The 17,906-nt window shown below is 61.6% G+C and carries 11 protein-coding genes; 6 read left to right on the top strand and 5 right to left on the bottom strand.

The genetic code is table 11. The annotated features are described in order from the left end of the window. The first annotated feature begins 269 nt into the window (after nucleotides 1-269). From QMZ05_RS04980 to QMZ05_RS04955, 6 genes are all read left to right on the top strand, one after another. Nucleotides 270-3,356, top strand: coding sequence for a hypothetical protein (locus tag QMZ05_RS04980; protein ID WP_353699765.1), 3,087 nt, complete (start codon nucleotides 270-272; stop codon nucleotides 3,354-3,356). Between the two features lie 28 nt (nucleotides 3,357-3,384). After that, nucleotides 3,385-5,550: a type I secretion system permease/ATPase gene (locus tag QMZ05_RS04975; protein WP_353699764.1), complete on the top strand. Its 2,166-nt coding sequence runs from the start codon at nucleotides 3,385-3,387 to the stop codon at nucleotides 5,548-5,550. Continuing rightward, complete coding sequence (locus QMZ05_RS04970; RefSeq protein WP_353699763.1) at nucleotides 5,540-6,994, top strand: HlyD family type I secretion periplasmic adaptor subunit; 1,455 nt, start codon at nucleotides 5,540-5,542, stop codon at nucleotides 6,992-6,994. Before QMZ05_RS04975 ends, QMZ05_RS04970 begins: the two co-directional genes overlap by 11 nt. A 77-nt stretch (nucleotides 6,995-7,071) precedes the next feature. Continuing rightward, nucleotides 7,072-8,970: a sulfotransferase gene (locus QMZ05_RS04965; RefSeq protein WP_353699762.1), complete on the top strand. Its 1,899-nt coding sequence runs from the start codon at nucleotides 7,072-7,074 to the stop codon at nucleotides 8,968-8,970. Continuing rightward, complete coding sequence (locus QMZ05_RS04960; protein WP_353699761.1) at nucleotides 8,963-10,888, top strand: sulfotransferase; 1,926 nt, start codon at nucleotides 8,963-8,965, stop codon at nucleotides 10,886-10,888. The genes QMZ05_RS04965 and QMZ05_RS04960 overlap by 8 nt, the downstream gene beginning before the upstream one ends. 55 nt (nucleotides 10,889-10,943) lie before the next feature. Then, the gene (locus QMZ05_RS04955) at nucleotides 10,944-11,714 is read left to right on the top strand and encodes an adenylyl-sulfate kinase (protein ID WP_353699760.1); all 771 of its coding nucleotides are present in this window, start codon (nucleotides 10,944-10,946) and stop codon (nucleotides 11,712-11,714) included. A gap of 281 nt (nucleotides 11,715-11,995) precedes the next feature. Here QMZ05_RS04955 and QMZ05_RS04950 read toward each other — a convergent pair whose 3' ends face one another. The 5 genes from QMZ05_RS04950 to QMZ05_RS04930 form a co-directional block, all read right to left on the bottom strand. Next, entirely contained in the window at nucleotides 11,996-13,984 is a 1,989-nt protein-coding gene (locus QMZ05_RS04950) for a TonB-dependent receptor (protein WP_353699759.1), read from the bottom strand. 788 nt (nucleotides 13,985-14,772) lie between these two features. Next, nucleotides 14,773-15,705, bottom strand: coding sequence for a sugar-binding protein (locus tag QMZ05_RS04945; protein ID WP_353699758.1), 933 nt, complete (start codon nucleotides 15,703-15,705; stop codon nucleotides 14,773-14,775). Between the two features lie 93 nt (nucleotides 15,706-15,798). After that, entirely contained in the window at nucleotides 15,799-16,881 is a 1,083-nt protein-coding gene (locus QMZ05_RS04940; protein WP_353699757.1) for an ABC transporter permease, read from the bottom strand. Then, nucleotides 16,881-17,654 carry an ATP-binding cassette domain-containing protein gene (locus tag QMZ05_RS04935; RefSeq protein ID WP_353699756.1) on the bottom strand — a complete coding sequence of 258 codons (774 nt, stop codon included), beginning with the start codon at nucleotides 17,652-17,654 and terminating at the stop codon, nucleotides 16,881-16,883. The genes QMZ05_RS04940 and QMZ05_RS04935 overlap by 1 nt, the downstream gene beginning before the upstream one ends. Beyond that, on the bottom strand, nucleotides 17,651-17,906 hold a 256-nt coding region (locus QMZ05_RS04930; protein ID WP_353699755.1), incomplete at its 5' end, for a transposase. The genes QMZ05_RS04930 and QMZ05_RS04935, both read right to left, overlap by 4 nt.

Below are 17,906 nucleotides of genomic sequence, written 5' to 3'. Positions count from 1 at the left end.
GCATTCATCGGCTTCGACTTGAGATCATCGATCCAATTGCCGCTTCTCTTGCTGCGCGATCGTACTATCTAAAGCTGTATTAGTTAAAAGTAGAAGCGATAAGCGTTGTGGCGACAACGCGATCGTGCAATAGTTTCGTCGCTTACCCAATATCGTTTTCGTCAGTCAATCTCTATTGGCAGTACCGCGGACTCTCCGGGCAGGAGATTCCGCGAGGAGAAGTGCATTGTAGCAACTTGATTTTTCATCAATGATCGAGGGAGGCTGAGATGGCGTTGGTCCTCAAGAGCAAGGACGGCTTCTGGTACTGGTCCGATGGAAATCCCTTAGACCCTACCTTCCCTGCAGCGCTCTACGGAAGCATCGACGGAGTCTTCCTTCCCACCGATCCGACCTCGCCACCCAAGAGCGAAGTCGTATGCCCCCGGAGCATCACTTTCACAGTGCCGGGCTCACCCGGAGCAGAAGTCACTGTTGTCGAAGATGGCGGCAACCTTGATTTCACAGTGACGATGCAGGGGCCCAAGGCCGATCTGTCGGGCCTGTTCTTCGATCTGACGAACGGAAAGCTGTCCAGCCTCCAGGTCACCGGCGATCCCGACGTCACACAGTTCGTCACCGGGGCCGGGAGCGTGATCAACCTGAAGAACGGCGTCAACATGAACGGCGCCAAGGTGCCGGCGTTTGACGTTGGGATGGAGTTCGGGCTGGCCGGTATCGGCAGCAATCATCTGGATATCCACACAACCAGCTTCGTCTTGAGCGACGCTGCGCACGATCTGTCAATCGATGACCTCCACCCGACCGGGGAAGCCGGCATCGTCGGCGTCAGAACGCTGAGTGTCGGCCAGAAGCTCGAGACGGTCGCGCCTTATGCGCCGACGGCCACGCTCGACACGGTGACAACGCTGGAGGATCAGTCAATCACCATTCCGGTCAGCGCGCTCGCGACCGACAAGAACAGCGGTGCGATTCTGAGTATTGGCGAGATCGGTTCTGGCCCCGAGGGGCCGCAATACGGCACGGTGACCATCGCGCCCGACCGAAAGAGCCTGATCTATACGCCGACGACGCTTGACTATTATGTTGACGGCATTCTGACCGGCAACCGGGACGCGTTCCAGGTCTGCGTGACGGACAGTTTTGGCGGCGAGGTCACAAGCTTCGTCACCGTGAATGCCGTGCCCGTTGCAGATCCGCCGAAGGTTGTCGATCAAATTGCCGCGCCACATGCCGGCGACGCTGCGACGCTGGTGCGGTTCGACATCACCGTCACGTCGGATGATTTCGCGACGATCAATCAGATGTCGGATTACATCAAGCGCTTCAGCCTTTCGCTGACCGGCACCAACACCAGCGGCATAACGGTCACTGACAGCGACGGCTTGTTGTCTGGTAACCAGATTACGCCTCCTGCGAACCAGGGGCAGTTCACGGACGAACTGCTCGTCTCGTTGCCGGCCGGATCGACGTTCAGCGACACCCTGTCGATGACGGGGACCAATGCGGAAGTCGAAAACACCGGCTCCCCGGCCACCGCGTCCACGACCATCACCCAGACGATTACCGCCGATACCGAAACCACGCTTGAGGATACCGCGATCACTATTCCGATCGGAAACCTGGTCAGCGGCGCGAACATGAGCATTACGGGGGTTGCTCCGGGGCCGCTCGGACCGAAATACGGCACGGTCACCATCGCAGCGGACGGACAGAGCCTCATCTACACTCCGACGACGCTCGACGATTTCGTCAACGGGACGCCGACCGGTGATCAGGATGTTTTCCAGGTCTATTCGTCCAACGGCGCGGGCAACAACGCGGTAACCCTGGTTACCGTGAAGGAGACGCCGGTGGCGGACACGCCCAGCGTGAACGTGACGGTGCTTCCGATGCAGCCGGGTGACCCGATCAACGAAGTCCGTCTGGAAATCACCTCCCAATCAGGCGACTTTGGGACGGTGAACCAGGGCTCGGATTTTATTCAGAGCATCGCGCTGAACCTGACCGGAACGACGGGCGCCACTTCGATCATAGACAAGCTCGGATTGCTGTCGGGCAATACCATCAACCTCAACCCTTCCAACCAGGGCAGTTTTCAGGACGAAGTCGACATTCTGATGCCGACGAACACGTCCATCGTCGACTCGTTGGGGATCACTGCGACGGCGGCCGAGACGGAAAACCCGACTGTGTCCGCCTCGAACACCACGAGCCAGTCGATCGTGATCGACAACGCTCAATCCTCGACCGATCTGACGTTCCAGACCTCCGGGCAGAGCATCTGGGATACCGGGGCAGCCTTCAGCAAGGATTTCAACACCGGATTCCTCGGTCTCGACAAGAGCTATAGCACGTCGAAGAAGGCCGTGATCGGTACGCTTGGTGTCTCCACCACGATCGCCAGCGCCGGCGCCAACCTGCACGTCAGGGCAGGCGTTCAGGCCGACTTGAAGATCACGGCAGGTGATATCAGCGCAACGTTGCCGTTCAACGTCGGGCTGGACTCTACCTACAACAAGACCACCGACACGATGCAGATCATGGCGACCGACGTGCAACTCGGAGGTGGGCACTTCACGGCGCACGGACCAAGCGGCTCATTCACCTTTGGGCTGGATCTTGGCCTTTCGGCCGGCGCGCACGCCACCGTTTTCGGCACCGGCCCAAGTACGCATGTGAGCGTCGGGTCGTTCACCAAGCCGGTGTTGGGCTTCAGTCTGAAGAGCAGCCAGCTGAGCACGACGATCAACCTGCCCGGCGGTGCGCAACTGACCCTGGCATTCCCCAATGTGAACACCAACGGCAGCAACGCCGGCCCCGGCACGATTTCCGGTACGGGGACCAGCAACGATATCGTGAACCTGTCGGGCGACCTCGTCGCGATCGCCAGCAATATCATCTTCGGCACCGACGTGACCGACATCAACATCGGTCCGTTGTCGATCGATGTCCTCGACCTGATTCTCGGTATCGGACTAAACGTGGTGCAGAAGTTCGATCTGAACTCCTCCGGACTGGTGCCTGCACTGGTCCTGGAAGATGGGACCGTCGAGCCGCTGTCGTTCGGTACTCCGCTGACGATTCCGAACGCGTCAACTCACGACGCAAACCACGACGGGAAGATCGAATTCGGCCTTGGTCTGGTGCCGACGGCAACGTTGACGAACAACACCTCGCTTGGCGCCACGATGAATGCCTCGATCACCGCGCTCGCGCTTTCCGTCAGCCATATCGGCTCGTTCACGGCGTTCAAGGCCGGCACGACTGTTCAGCTCGGCACGTTCCCGCCGATCTACAACAAGACGTTCGCCTTGAACGGGTTCGGGCAACAGACCGTGACCCAGACCGTATAGCCATCGCTGCGATTTACGGCTTAGCGCTGTGGAAACCGTCAACGATGGAAAATCGGAGCCTGTATCAGTCCCGCCCAGGACTGATACAGGTCTCGTGGCGCTCTGTCAGATCGCGCGACATCTGGGGATGCCGGCAAATCCGGTGACCCTGGGGCGCCATCACCTGGTGGCGGGCGCGATCGCGAGCAAGGAAGATCTGATCCGTATCGCGCGGCGTCTCGGATTGCGCGCGCGGCTGGTGAAGACCAACTGGGACCGGCTTGAGAAGACGCCGCTGCCTGCAATTCTTGTCAACGAGAACGACCAGTTCAGCATCGTCAGCCGTGTCGTTGATGGTCGCGCCGCCGTGCACGCCGCAGGAACTGCGCTCCCGAATCTGCTGGAACGCGCGGATCTCGATGCGGTCTGGACAGGCGAGCTGATCCTGCTGAGCAGACGGCTCTCGCCGGCGATGCTGGCCAATCGTTTTGATATCCGGTGGTTTCTGTCGGCGGTGCATCGGTATCGCTATGCGCTCACGGAGGTGCTGATCGCGTCATTTTTCCTGCAATTGCTCGGCCTGGTCTCGCCACTGTTCTTCCAGGTGGTGGTGGACAAGGTGCTGGTGCATCGCGGGCTGTCCACGCTCGATGTATTGATGATCGGCCTGGCATTTGTGTCGGTGTTCGAAGTGACGCTGGGTGCGCTGCGTACCTATGTCTTCAGTCACACCACGAACCGCATCGATGTCGAACTGGGCGCGCGTCTGTTCGACCATCTTCTCGGTTTGCCGCTTTCCTACTTCGCCAATCGCCGTGTCGGCGACTCTGTTGCGCGCGTGCGTGAACTGGAGAACATCCGCAATTTCATCACGGGTTCCGCGCTGACGCTGTCGATCGACCTGTTCTTCACCTTCATCTTCCTCGCGGTCATGTACCTCTACAGTCCGCTACTGACGTGGATCGTCATTGCCTCGCTGCCGGCATATCTGATCATCAGCGTGATCTTGACGCCGGTGCTGCGTCGCCGCCTCGATGAGAAATTCGCCCGCGGTGCCGACAATCAGGCTTTTCTGGTCGAGTCCGTCAGCGGCGCTGAAACCATCAAGGCAATGGCAGTCGAGCCGCAGATGTTGCGGCGATGGGAAGATCAGTTGTCGGGTTACGTTCGCGCCAGCTTCCGCGCGCAAACCTTGGGAAACATTGGTGGTCAGGTTGTCCAGTTCATCAACAAGTTCACGATCGTCGCCACGCTCTATCTGGGCGCAAAGGCGGTAATGGCGGGTGAACTTACCGTGGGCGAGCTGGTCGCCTTCAACATGCTGGCCGGGCGAGTCGCCCAGCCGGTGTTGCGCATTGCGCAGCTCTGGCAGGATTTCCAGCAGACCCGACTCTCGATCGCTCGTTTGGGCGATATTCTGAATGCGCAGCGCGAGCCTGCCCAGACAGGTGCGGCCTCGCTGCCGGCGATCAGGGGCGAGGTCCGGTTCGAACATGTTACGTTCCGCTATGTGCCCAACGGGCCCGCAGTGCTCTCCGATGTATCGCTACATGTGACACCGGGGCAGGTCATCGGTATCGTTGGGCCATCGGGATCGGGCAAATCCACACTCGCCAAGCTGGTGCAGCGCCTCTACACGCCGGAGTCCGGTCGCGTGCTGATCGACGGGATCGACCTCAGCATGGTCGATACGGCCTGGCTACGTCACCAAATCGGCATCGTGTTGCAGGACAACGTTCTGTTCAACCGCTCGGTGCGTGAGAATATCGCGCTGGCCGACCCCGGCGCGCCGATCGAGCAGATCATTCGCGCCGCGACCTTGTCGGGGGCGCATGACTTCATCGTCGAGCTACCGCAAGGCTACGACACGACGATCGGCGAACGCGGCGCGTCCTTGTCGGGCGGTCAGCGCCAGCGCATTGCGATCGCCCGGGCGCTGATGGCGAATCCGCGGATCCTGATCTTTGATGAAGCGACCAGCGCGCTGGACTACGAAAGCGAACGTGTCATCCAGGAGAACATGCGCCGCATCGCGGCAGGACGGACCGTGCTTGTCATTGCACATCGGCTCTCGACCGTCCGCGGCGCCGACAGTCTGATCACGCTCGACCACGGACGAAAGGTGGAAGAAGGCACGCACGAAGAGCTGCTCCGGCGGTCGGGACGTTACGCTCATCTCTATCGGTTACAGTCGGGGATCTCCAATGCGGTCTAACGGCGTCTCCGCTGCGGATCACAAGGCCGGCGAGGTGGTGCGTTTTCAGCGCCGGTCGGCGCAGCGCCGCGCCTCGGAGCGGGAGTTCCTGCCGAGCGCACTCGAGGTGATCGAAACCCCGGCGTCGCCCGCCGGTCACCTCATGATTGGAACGATCGTCTTGCTCGTGACGGTGGCGGTGATCTGGGCCTGTCTTGGCAAAGTGGACATCATCGCAGTGGCGAACGGGCGATTGATCCCGGCCGGGGAAGTGAAGCTGATCCAGCCGCTCGAAATCGGCGTGGTGAAGCGGATCGCGATCAGCGAAGGCGATGCTGTCCGGCGCGGCGATGTCCTGGTCGAACTCGATCCGACAGCGACCGCCGCGGACGTCGATCGGATTGCGCGCGATCTGATGCAGGCGAGGCTGGATGCGGTCCGGCTGTCCGCACAACTCGCCGGAGACGCTGGCGCCTTCGTTGCGCCAACGGACGCGGAGCCGGCGTTGGTCGACGCGCAGAAGCGGCAATTGTTGACCGAGCTGGCACAGCACCACGCCAAGCTCGACGGGATTGATCAGCAAGTCCTGGCCAAGGTCGCGGAGCGGGACGAATCGAAGGCAACCATCGCCAAGATCGACGCGACGTTGCCCCTGCTCGAAGAGAAGGTGCGGATGTACAGGGAGCTCCTGGAAAAGAGCCTGACGTCAAAGGTCAACCTGCTGGAGTCCGAGCGCCAGCAGGTTGAGGCGAAACATACTCGGATTGCGACCGAGCACCACGTCGAAGCGACGGTTGCGCAGATCGCCGCATTGATCCAACAGCGGAAGCAAACGGAAGAGGAATTGCGGGACCAGGACATCAAGGAGCTCGCGAAGGCGAACCAGACTGCGGCCCAACTGGCGCAGGACAGCATCAAGGCCCGACAACGCAGCGGCTTGCAGACCCTCAGATCACCGGTTGACGGAACGGTAGAACAGCTGTCGGTCCATACGATCGGCGGCGTCGTGACGCCGGCCCAGACGCTGATGGTCGTGGTTCCCCATGGCTCGAAGCTGGAGGTCGAAGCGACCCTTCCGAACCGCGAGGTGGGGTTCGTTGAGGTGGGGCAGCAAGCCGAGATCAAGGTCGAGACCTTCAACTACACGCGTTACGGTCTCCTCCACGGCAATGTTCGCCTCGTCGGCCGAGACGCTCTACGTTACACGCGCCCTTCCTCGGAGACATCCGACAAGGATCCGTTTGCAGCGAAACAGCAAGTTGCCGGGAGTCCTTCCGAGCGCGAGTCCTCCTACATGGTTCGCATCGCGTTGAAGGAGACCACGATCGGTACCGAACAGGGAGAAATGCAGCTGGGGCCAGGCATGGGGGTGACGGCGGAGATCAGGACCGGGCAACGGCGCGTGATTGAGTATGTGCTGTCGCCGATCATGCGTTACAGACACGAAAGCTTGCGCGAGCGATGAGTGCGGCCACACCAGCGACTGCCTTGACGGGCGCGGCACTTGGTCCTGCCGAAGAATTCCGCGCGAGACTAGCCAGGTTGTTCGACGAGAACGAGGGTTTCCGCAACCAGATGACGGAGATCATGGACGTTCTCTCGGCCGCGATCGCTGCTCACAAACTGGGAGACCTGGCCGAGGCCGAGGTCGGCTATCGCAGCGTCCTGGCGAGACTGCCAGACCACCCCCAGGCGTTGCACATGCTGGGGGCCATCGAATTGCAGCGCGGCAACGTTCGAGGCGCGATCGATCTGATCCGGCGGTCGATCAAGGTTCATCCCGGACATCCCGAGGCGTGGGTCAATCTCGGGAGCGCGCTGCGGACGATCCATGAGCACGACGAGGCGATCGCCGCGTATCAGCGCGCAATCAACATCAAGCAGGACATGGTCCTCGCCTATACCGAACTTGCGAGATTGTTGTCGGATCTCGGTCGCTATGAGGCGGCAGTGTCCTACTGTGAAGCGGCGGTCGCAATCGCGCCTGCTTCCATGCCGGCGCAGATTCAACTCGCCATCACGCTAAGATCCGCGGGGCGATTGCAGGACGCGACGCGTCATTGGTCGAAAATCATTGCCCTGTCTCCCAACCGGGCGGAATCGTACTACGTTCTGGGAACCCAGTTTCGAGATATGGGACAGTTGCCGGAGGCGTTGCGCTGCCACAACAAGGCGTTGGCCTTGAAGCCCGACGTTCCGGAGTTTCTGTGCGCTAAAGGTGCCACGCTGATCTATCTGAACCAGGCCGACGAGGCTTTGGTGTGTTTCCAGCGGGCAGAGACCATCTCGCCCGGCCTGCCTGACGCCCTGGCCGGAATCGGTTGGGCACTACGATCGCTAGGTCGGTTCGAAGAGGCTGACGGTTATTCCGACAAGGTTCGCGCCCTCAATCCGGGCGATCTGCGATCGTACAAGCACGTCTCCAGCGAGGGGGCTGCGCTCGAGATCCAAGACGAGCAACGTCTTGCCGATGCGCTGGAGCAGCCAGACACAAGCATAGACGGGCGGATCACCGCAGGGTTTGGCCTTGGACGTCTGCTGGACAAGACCGGACGATACGATGAGGCGTTCGCGCGGTATTCCGCCGCAAACAGCCTGGTCCGCGACATTTGGCCCAAGGTGGCCGATCTGTTCGACAAGGAGAGCTTTACCGCCCGGATCGAACAATTGATCGAGCGCTATCGCGACCGATCCCGCGTCGAACCGACGGACTTCAGCAACATGTCGGAATTGCCGGTGTTCGTCGTCGGCATGCCGAGGTCCGGCACGACGCTGGTGGAGCAGATCTGCGCCAGCCACTCGCGTGTGTTCGGTGCGGGTGAACTCGGTGATGTCATTCGGATGGACAGCGTCTTGAGCCGCCCCGACATTGCCGGCGCAACGCAGGCGTTTCACGACACAGCGCGGAGACTCGCGAAGGAGCACATCGTCAAGCTGCACGGTGATGCGAAAGGTGCCCATCGCGTCGTCGATAAGATGCCGGACAACATTCTTCACGTTGGGCTTCTTGCGCAGCTGTTTCCCCGGGCACGATTTGTCCTGTGTAGCCGCGATGATCGCGATATCGCGTTGTCCTGCTATTTTCAGATGTTCGCACCTGGAGCCCAGCATTTTTCCTACGATCTGGCGGACTGTGGCCACAGGGCGCGGCTGATCAGACGACTGGCCCAGCACTGGATTGGCCTGTTGCCCGATCGGATCATCGAGATGAACTACGAGACTCTTACCGACGATCTCGAAGGCCAGAGCCGGCGCCTGATCAAGTTTCTTGGCTTGGACTGGGAGCCGGCTTGCATGAACTTTCACCTCACCGAACGGCCGGTGTCGACCTTGAGCTACTGGCAGGTTCGGCAGCCGCTCTATCAAAGCTCAGTCGGGCGGTGGCGGAATTACGAGAAGCACCTAGATCCCTTGTTCGCAGCGTTGACCCGGCATGAATGACGAATTCGCCATGTGGATTGAGGAGGCGCCAGCGACCGCTCCGTCGTCCAGCGATATTCAGGCCCTGCTGCGGGACGCGATTGGGGCGTACACCGACGGCCGAGGCGATGATGCCGAGCGGCGAGCTCGCGAGATCCTGGTCCAGCAGCCTGATCACCTTGCCGGTCTGCAGATCCTGACCGCCGTGGCGGGGCAAACCGGCCGACTGCCACTCGCGCTCCGCATCGCGCGGCACGCCGTATCATTGCATCCAAACCATGTTTCGCCTCACGTTCAATTGGCTAATCTGCTGCGCGAGGACGGCGATCTTGCCGGGGCAGCCAACGAGCTCGATCTCGCGCTGCAACTTCAGCCGGACAACGCCGGGGCGCACAATGACCGTGGACTTGTGCTTCTGGCGGAGAGCCAATTCGAGCGAGCCATCGATTGCTTCGCCGAGGCCTTGCGGATCGATCCATCGTGCGGGCTGACGCACTACAACATGGCGCTTGCATTGGAGGCACTGGGTTCGCTTCCCGCAGCCATGGAACGGTATCAAGAAGCCGCGGGGTTGCGGCCAAATCTGGTGGAAGCGCACTACAAGCTCGGTCTGCTCCTCGAAGAGGAAGGCTACCGCAAACGGGCCATCGAATGCCTTGGTGCCGCTGCTGCGCTCAGACCCGGCACGGCCTTTGCGCTGTTGTGCGAGGCTAGGATACTCGGCTTCGAGGGCGATGATTTGGCTTCGGAGGAACTTGTCAGGCGGGCGATTTTGCTCGAACCGCGCAAGAGCGATGCACATGCAATGCTGGGCACGATCCTGATGCAGCAGGGGCGCTTCGATGAAGCCGCCGCGTCATTCGACCTGGCGAACGCGCTGAACACCCACGACGTCTTGGGCCCTGTCGGCCTGGTTGAGGTGAAGCGCCTCTCGGATGCCGATCGGCCCTTGATCGGCCAGTTGGAGCGAAAGTTGGGAAATCCGGCGATCACCGGACACGAGGCGTCACTGGTCCATTTTGCGTTGGGTAAGGCCTATGACGATATCGGCGAATACGGTCACGCCATCGGACATTTCGACCAGGCGAATTCACTGAAAAAGCGCGTCAAGAATAAGTACTACAATCCGGCGGCGCACGCTGAGCTTGTTGATCGACTGATCCGGCGTTTCACGCCACAATTCTTTGCCTGCAACAAGGACGCCGCGCATGCGTGGGACGCGCCGGTGCTGATCGTCGGAATGCCGCGCTCCGGCACGACGTTGGTCGAGCAGGTGCTCTCAAGCCATCCCGATGTCGCGGCGGGGGGCGAGCTGGCTTTCTGGCCTGATCATGCCCCGGAATTCGGAGTGGACCGTGAGGGGAGGATCGATCCGGCCTGGATCCGGGAGACGCAAGCAGCCTATCAGAGCAGGCTGAAGCAGATCTCTCCTACCGCGCGCAGGATCACCGACAAGCTGCCGCAGAACTTCCACAACATCGGACTGCTGTATGCAACATTCCCCGGGACGCGCGTCATCCATTGTCGCCGCGATCCGATCGATACCTGCCTTTCGGTCTACTTCAACAACTTTGCGAATGGCATGGATTTTTCGTTCGATCGGCAATGGATCGTCGACTATTACCGGCAATACGCGCGGCTGACCGAACACTGGCGTAACGTGCTGCCGCCGACATTCCTGCTTGAAATCAGCTATGAAGATGTGGTCGCGGCTCCCGAGGCCTTCATACGACGGATCATCGAATTTTGCGGTTTGCCATGGAACGACGCCTGTCTGCGGCCGGAGCAAAACCAACGAGTGATCAAAACCGCAAGCGTGTGGCAGGCGCGGCAGCCGATCTATCGGACCTCCGTCTCGCGCTGGCAACGTTATGAACCCTGGCTCGGGGTATTCAACAGCCTGCCGCGACAGGCGAACCTTAATGTAGAGGCCTCGTGAAGCGGGTCGCCGATCCGCATCCGGCAGCAGTTCGGTGTCTTCCAAGAGGAACAAGATGCGCAAGATATTGATCATGGGGCTACCTGGCGCGGGCAAGACCACACTGGCAAAAGCCCTTGCGCCGCTCATCAATGCCGTCGTGTTCAACGCGGACGCAGTGCGGGAGAACCTGTCACGCGATCTTGGCTTCAGTCACGAAGACCGTGTCGAGCACGCCAGGCGGATGGGATGGATGTGCGATCGCGTCGTCGAAGCCGGCGGTACCGTGATTGCCGATTTCGTCTGCCCGACCGATGAGACGCGAGCGGCCTTTGGCAAGGCATTTATCATCTGGGTCGATCGCATCGATGCAGGGCGCTTCGAAGATACCAACCGCATGTTCGTTCTTCCCGGTAATTTCGATCTCCGCGTGAATGGAAATGGAACGCCGCAATTCTGGGCAGAAAAGGTGCTTGCCAGATTGCGTCCGCCATTCGATCCGCGGAAGCCGACCGCACTCTTCGTCGGGCGCTACCAACCGTTTCACGCAGGCCACCGCCGGCTGATAGAGGAAGGCATCCGGCGGGTCGGGCAGGTGTGCGTGGCTGTACGCGACACACACGGAACCGACGAGAAAAATCCGTTCTCGTTTTCTGAGATCAGGCAACGCATCGAAACAGGCCTCGCGGATCACGTCGGCCGCTTCGTCGTCGTCGCTCTACCGAACATCACCAACGTGTTCTACGGGCGCGACGTCGGCTATGTGGTGGAGAAGCTGGTGTTGGATGAGGGCACGGAAGCGATCTCGGCGAGTGAAGTGCGGCGCTTGATGAACTGCTCTCTATAGCAAGAATCAAAGCTCGGAACATGCGCAAGGGGCCGCGCGGCTCGGTGCGCTCTGGGTCTTGAATCGTTCGTCGTAGTGATCTGAAGCCGATCAAGTGAGCTTGCAAGGGGCCTGACAGAAAAATAGGCGCCGACGACGGGTCCTACGCCGGAACACGGATGTGTCGCGATCCGCGAAATGGAAACGATGAGGCTCGGCCTCGAACGCGGCGTTGCTAGAGAATGTAGCCTTCGAAGAGCGATGGGCGTTCGGAAGACTTTGTGCGTATCTCCACGATCCGCTCAGTATTTCAACTTCCCGAAAGCCAGCACGGTGCGTCCGTCGGCCGGCATGGTGTATCCGGAGCCGCTCGCGTACGGCACGAAGTAACGATGATCGGCGAGATTCTTGCCGGTCACGCCCAGGCTCCAGTGATCCGTCTCGTAGGCGATCTTGCCGTCGAACGTGATGTATCCCGGCGTGAAATAGATATTGTCGAGCGCCGTCGCCTGCGCGGAGGCTGCGTAAAGGCCGGCCCCGACCGCGATATTCTGAAGCCATCCATCCTGAAATTTGTAGTTGACCCAAAGCCGGCCGGAGTCGCGCGGCACACGCTCGAGAACGGTGCCGGGCGCGAAGAGTTGATCTTGAATGACAAAGGCGTTCACATGCGCGTAGCTCGCAAGGATCGAAAGACCCGCCAGTGGCTGCCAGGTCAGGTCTGCATCGAACCCTTCTGCGCGCTGCTCGCCGACCTGCGTGGCGAGGAAGAGGCTCCCCGGGAGCAGGTTCATGACATTGCGCCGCGTGTTGGTGAACCAGGCGAAGGTGGCGGAAAAGCCGGTCGGCAGCGCGAGTTTCAATCCGGCCTCGGTCTGTTCGGCCTCCTCCGGCTTCGGTGCGCCGGTGGCATTGAAGAATGGCACGCCGCGGTAGCCTTGCGAGTAGTCCGCGAAGGCCGATACGCCCTTCACCAGATCGACCACCGCACCGAATCGCGGCAACGGCTTCCAGGCATCGGTGATGAAATCGCTGCCCGCCACCGTGTCGGTGCCGTGGATATAGACATTGGCAAGACGCACGCCCGCAAGCAGGTGCAGCCGCTCATAGATGTCCGACTGCCATTGCGTCGTCAGCCCGCTGTTGACGTAGAGGTTGTTGGAGTTGAACGCGCTCGTGGGCGCTGGCGTGTATGCGGGAAACACCGGATTGGCGAAGTCGACGAGGCCGGCGAAGCCGATATCGTCGCGGATCTTGTCGGCGACGTGATCGCTGTCCGCCCCGAACAGAACCGTGTTGGTGGTCGGTCCGATCGCGAATTTGGCAACCAGGTTGGCGTTCGAGGCGATCTCGCGCGTATCCACCGGCAGGTGGAAGCTGAGAAGCGGGAACGTCGAGCCGAACAGCGGGGTGTCGGTACCGAGGACATGTCCAAACTGCTCGAGCCGCATCTCGCTGACGCGGGTCGCGGCATTCGCCGACCAGACCGCATTGAATTCGTGATCGAGACGCACCGTCAAGCCGTTGTAGGTTGTCCAACTGCGGCCGAGATCGGGCCGGTCGGGAAACAGCGTCGGCGATATAGTGAACAGCGACCGATCGAGGGTGCCGGCGCCGGGCAGTCCGGTGTAGCTCTGGAACGAACGCGACGAGAAGCTGCCCTGGATGGTGATGCGTGTACCGTCATTGTCGTTGAGGAGAAGCGTCGGATTGAGCGCGTAGCGGCGGTGCTCGATTACATCGATGACGTCGCCGGATTTCTCGAAATCGCCGGTCATGCGGAATAGCGCTGTGCCACCGCTCGCGATCGGCTGATTCACGTCGAACCAGGCGTTCCACAGCCGGTAACCGCCGGCCGTGGAGCCGATCTCGGTGAAGCGGTTCTCGACCGGCAGCTTAGAGACGGTGTTGATGATGCCACCGACGGGGCCGATGCCGCCCTGGTAAAGGATCCCGGCCGGCCCCTTCAGCACTTCGATCCGCTCGGTGTTGGCGAGTGAGGTGTTGTCGCCGCCGTCATAGTAGTTCGGCAGGCCATCGACATAGCGGTCGGCCGGAAAGCCGCGCACCTTGTAGGCATAACCGATGAAGATGTTGTCCGACATCGGCGTCACGGCCGAGATGTTGCGCAGCGCATCCATCTGCCCCAGCGGCTGCTGGTCATCGAGCACGGCGCGCGGCATGACCGCGACCGCCTGCGGAATGCGCTCGATCGGTGTGCTGGTCCCGGTCGCCGAGGCCGACGTCAGCGCGCGGTAGCCGCTCACTGGCCCGGCAGTGGTCTGCGTCACGGGGGGCCCGCCGTTCAGCGCGACGCCATCGGATAGCGCGGGCGCGTTAGTACGTTTCGTCGTGGGCGCGGCTGGTGCAACCACAAACGCTGGCTTGGCGGGCTTAGCTTTGGGCCTGGCGATGCGCTCGCGCTTGGCGCTAACAGTCACCGGCGGCAGCAGCGCGGGCGGTTCGACGCCACCGGATGAATGTGCTGTGCGATCGGCGGGCACATCCTGCGCTTGGATCGGACCGATCTGTCCGGCCGCAATGATGGCTGCGAGCGCCGTGAATTGCGCCAAGGAAGCAGAAAAGCGCATGTCACGCCGACCCCGGACGACGTAAGAGTCGCCCGAACTCAAGCCCTTACCCATCAGGCTGTCCCAGCCGTCTTCCGAACCAGCCCAAGATCGGCTGCTTGTCCGCAACGTATCAGGGCGAACAGCGAAATTCAAAGTCGCCGATGTCCCGTAATTTTACGGTGGAGCGCCTGGCCCGACCGCAATCCCCAACGCTGTAATCCTTGTGTTGCAAGTGATCGCCGAAGCAGGGCGTCACGGCACTCAAGAAGGCGACGACCGTGGCCGAGCCGTACCGTCCCGCGAGCTGAATTCCATCTGAGAGCAGGCAAAGGGCGCGATGGCGATACGGCATCGTACGCCCAGGTTGAGTGCCGCGGCTCGCGCTGCGGACCGCGTGTGCGTTGAAGGGTTTGGCGAGCGGACCCCCGCTACCAGGGGTCCGGATCCTGTGTGCCAAACCGCAATTTTCCTGGAATGCGTGACGCCGCCTGCGGGTTGCGCAGCTCCTACTTCAGCATCGCCGCTACGTTGTCCTTTGTCACAACGTCGAGACCGGTGTGGATGATCTCCGGTACCTTCTGGCCCTTCTTGATGGCAAGCAGCGTATCCATCGCCTTCTCGCCCATCTCGAACGGACGCTGGCCGATCAGCGCATTGACGTAGCCCTCGTTCAGGAGCTCCAGCTGCATCTTGAGGGTGTCGGCCACGACGAGCGAGAACTTGCCGGCGTCGATGTCCTTCTTGCTCTTGCTGGCGAACGCCTTGAAGCCTTCCGGCGCGAACATCGGCCAGCCGCCGACCGGGATGATCGCCGCGAGGTCGGGCGTCGCGGTGCGCAGATCGGTCATCTGCTGGACGCCGAGCGCGGGGTCGTCGTTGCAGAAGGTCGGCGATCCCCCGACTTCGGTCCACTTCGAGCCCTTGAGCGCTTGGCGGACGCCGTCGACGCGCTCAGCGAGGTTCTCCGCACCCGGCCCGCCGGAGATCATCGCGTATTTGCCGCCATCGGGCCGGAGCTTCAGCAATTGCTTGCCGAGCGCTGTGCCGAACTCCTTGTTGTCGGTGCCGATATAGGCAATCCGCTTCGAGCTAGGTGCATCGGCGTCGAACGTGATGACGGCAATGCCGGCGGCCGTTGCCGCCTCGATCGACTTGGTCATCGCCGCAACGTCGGCGACCGAGATGGCGAGACCGTCCACTTTCTGGGTGATGAAATCCTGGATGATCTGCGCTTGCGTCGCCGGCTCGTGCTCGACAGGACCCTTGTAGATGCATTCGATGTTGCCGAGCTCCTTGGCTCGCTTCTGGCACCCGTCGCGCGCGAAGTCGAAGAACGGATTGTTCATCGCCTTGGGCACGATCACGAATTTGTAGCTCTGGGCGAAGCCGGGCGTCGCCGTCATGGCGAGCACCGCGGCGGCAAGAAGTGCCTTCCTCATTGTTTCCCTCCGCATTCTTATTGTGCCTATCCCTTCAGGTGTCGGCTCCAGGAGGCGGATAGGCGGACATCACGATCCTCCAGGATGAATTTGTCAGGCCATGCGCGAGCGAAGGCGGTCGACCAGCACCGCTGCGATGATGATCACGCCCACCAGGGTCTGCTGCCAATAGGAGTTGACCTGCGCGAGCACCAGGCCGTTGCGGATCACCTCCAGCAGCACGCAGCCGACGATGGCCCCGAGCGGGCCGCCGGCGCCGCCGGCAAGATTGGCGCCGCCGATCACGGCGGCCGCGATGACGTTGAGCTCGTAGGACGTAGCCATGTTGGCCGGCGCGGATCCGAGCCAGCCGCAGATGATGATGCCCTGCAGACCGGCCGCGAGCGCACAGATCACGTAGACCTCGATCTTGACGCGGACGACCGGGATTCCAGTCAGGGCCGCCGCCTTCTCGTTGCCGCCGAGCGCAAAGACGTGGCGGCCGAAACCGGTGTGGTGCAGCACCACCGCCATCGCCGCCGCGAGCACCACCAGATAGATAAATGGCGCGGGCAGGCCGAACACGACACCCGATGTCAGCGTGTAGAAATAGCTGGCTTCGGGGCCGCTGGGAAAGCTGCCGCGGCCGTTGGAAACGACGTAGCCGAGGCCGCGCACGATCGAGAGCATGCCGAGCGTGGTGACGAAGGGCGACAGCCCGAGCACCGCGATGCAGAAGCCGTTGACGAGGCCGACCACCAGCGCGACGCCGAGCCCTGCCAGCACCGAGACGAGCAGGATCAACCCGGGCATGTTGGCGATAACAGTCTTGCCGTCGTCGGCCAGATGCACGAACCACTCCGCGCCGGGCATGCCCGGCGTCGAGATGGACGTCATGACCATCGAAGTGATCATGGCGGAGAAGCACATCACCGAGCCGACCGAGAGATCGATGCCACCTGTGATGATGACGAAGGTCACACCGAGCGTAGCGATGGCGATGAAGGAAAAATTCTTCGCCACATTCTGCAGATTGCCCTGGGTGAGGAAATAGGGGCTGGCGAAGTTCATCACCACGAACAGGGCCACCAGCGCCAGCAGGACGTAGCCGGTCTGGGAGGCGAAGAGGCCGCTTCGCCACCATTTGGCCTTGCCGACATTGGTGAAGGTGAGGGGAGATTCCAGGGGCGTGGCCATCACGCAGCCTCCTTCGCTCCCGTAATGAGGGAGGTGACTTCCTCGGGGCTGGTATCGCCGATCGCCTTGTCGGCCCGCTTCTCGCCGCGACGCATGACGACGACGCGGTCGCAGACCGCGAACACGTCAGGCATGCGGTGCGAGATCAACATGACCGCGACGCCCTGTTCCTTCAGGCGATGGATCAGGCTCAGGACCTGTTCGACCTGGCGCACCGAAATCGCGGCCGTCGGCTCGTCCATCATCACGAGCTTGGCATTGGAGAGCCGCGTCCGCGCGATCGCGACCGCCTGACGCTGGCCGCCCGACATCTGCTTGACGAGATCGTGCGGCCGGGTCTCCGAGCGCAACTCGCCGAACAGTTCCAGCGCGCGGGCTGCCATCGCCTTGTGGTCGAGCAACGCGAACGGACCAAGCTTACGCTTGAGCTCACGGCCGAGGAACACATTGGCCGCTGCCGTGAGATTGTCGGCCAGCGCGAGGTCTTGATAGACCACCTCTATGCCGACCGCGCGGGCATCGATCGGACGGGCGAAGTGAACCGGCTTGCCGTCAAAGCGGATCTCGCCGTGAGTTGGCGGGAAATTCCCGGCGATGATCTTGACCAGCGTCGACTTGCCGGCGCCGTTGTCGCCCATCAGGCCGACAACCTCGCCGGGGGAGACGCGCAGGTCGACGCCATGTAACGCGCGAATGGCGCCGAACTCCTTGCCGATGCCCTTCAACTCCAGGACTGCTAGCCCGGCGTCGTGAGCGACTATCTGGATAGTCAAGTTGCATTGACGTATGCGGCACGCGCATCGCGTGCTTTTGCGTTGAGGCGGACCAGGAGTTTGCGTGCGAGGGCAATGCGAATGACCATTTTCTCCTTGCCGGCCTTGAGCAGTCTGTCGCGGAACTCGCCGAGGCTTTTGTCGTAACGAGCGACAGTGGCCGCGACGAGGAAGAGGATGGAGCGGACGCCGGCGCGCCCACCGCGGGTGGGTCGCTTCCCCTTTCGCTTGCCGCTGTCATTGGCGATCGGG

It is taken from the genome of Bradyrhizobium sp. INPA03-11B (genome assembly GCF_040446015.1).
Taxonomy (GTDB): domain Bacteria; phylum Pseudomonadota; class Alphaproteobacteria; order Rhizobiales; family Xanthobacteraceae; genus Bradyrhizobium; species Bradyrhizobium macuxiense_A.
The sequence above is the reverse complement of the archived record's forward strand: the minus strand, read 5'-3'. Positions and strand labels throughout refer to the sequence as shown.

What these genes read in the sequence shown, in the direction of transcription:
- QMZ05_RS04955 (WP_353699760.1), top strand. Translation starts at nt 10,944, where the DNA reads ATGCGCAAGATATTGATCATGGGGCTACCTGGCGCGGGCAAGACCACA.
- QMZ05_RS04970 (WP_353699763.1), top strand. Translation starts at nt 5,540, where the DNA reads ATGCGGTCTAACGGCGTCTCCGCTGCGGATCACAAGGCCGGCGAGGTG.
- QMZ05_RS04960 (WP_353699761.1), top strand. Translation starts at nt 8,963, where the DNA reads ATGAATGACGAATTCGCCATGTGGATTGAGGAGGCGCCAGCGACCGCT.
- QMZ05_RS04940 (WP_353699757.1), bottom strand. Translation starts at nt 16,881, where the DNA reads ATGGCCACGCCCCTGGAATCTCCCCTCACCTTCACCAATGTCGGCAAG.
- QMZ05_RS04945 (WP_353699758.1), bottom strand. Translation starts at nt 15,705, where the DNA reads ATGAGGAAGGCACTTCTTGCCGCCGCGGTGCTCGCCATGACGGCGACG.
- QMZ05_RS04980 (WP_353699765.1), top strand. Translation starts at nt 270, where the DNA reads ATGGCGTTGGTCCTCAAGAGCAAGGACGGCTTCTGGTACTGGTCCGAT.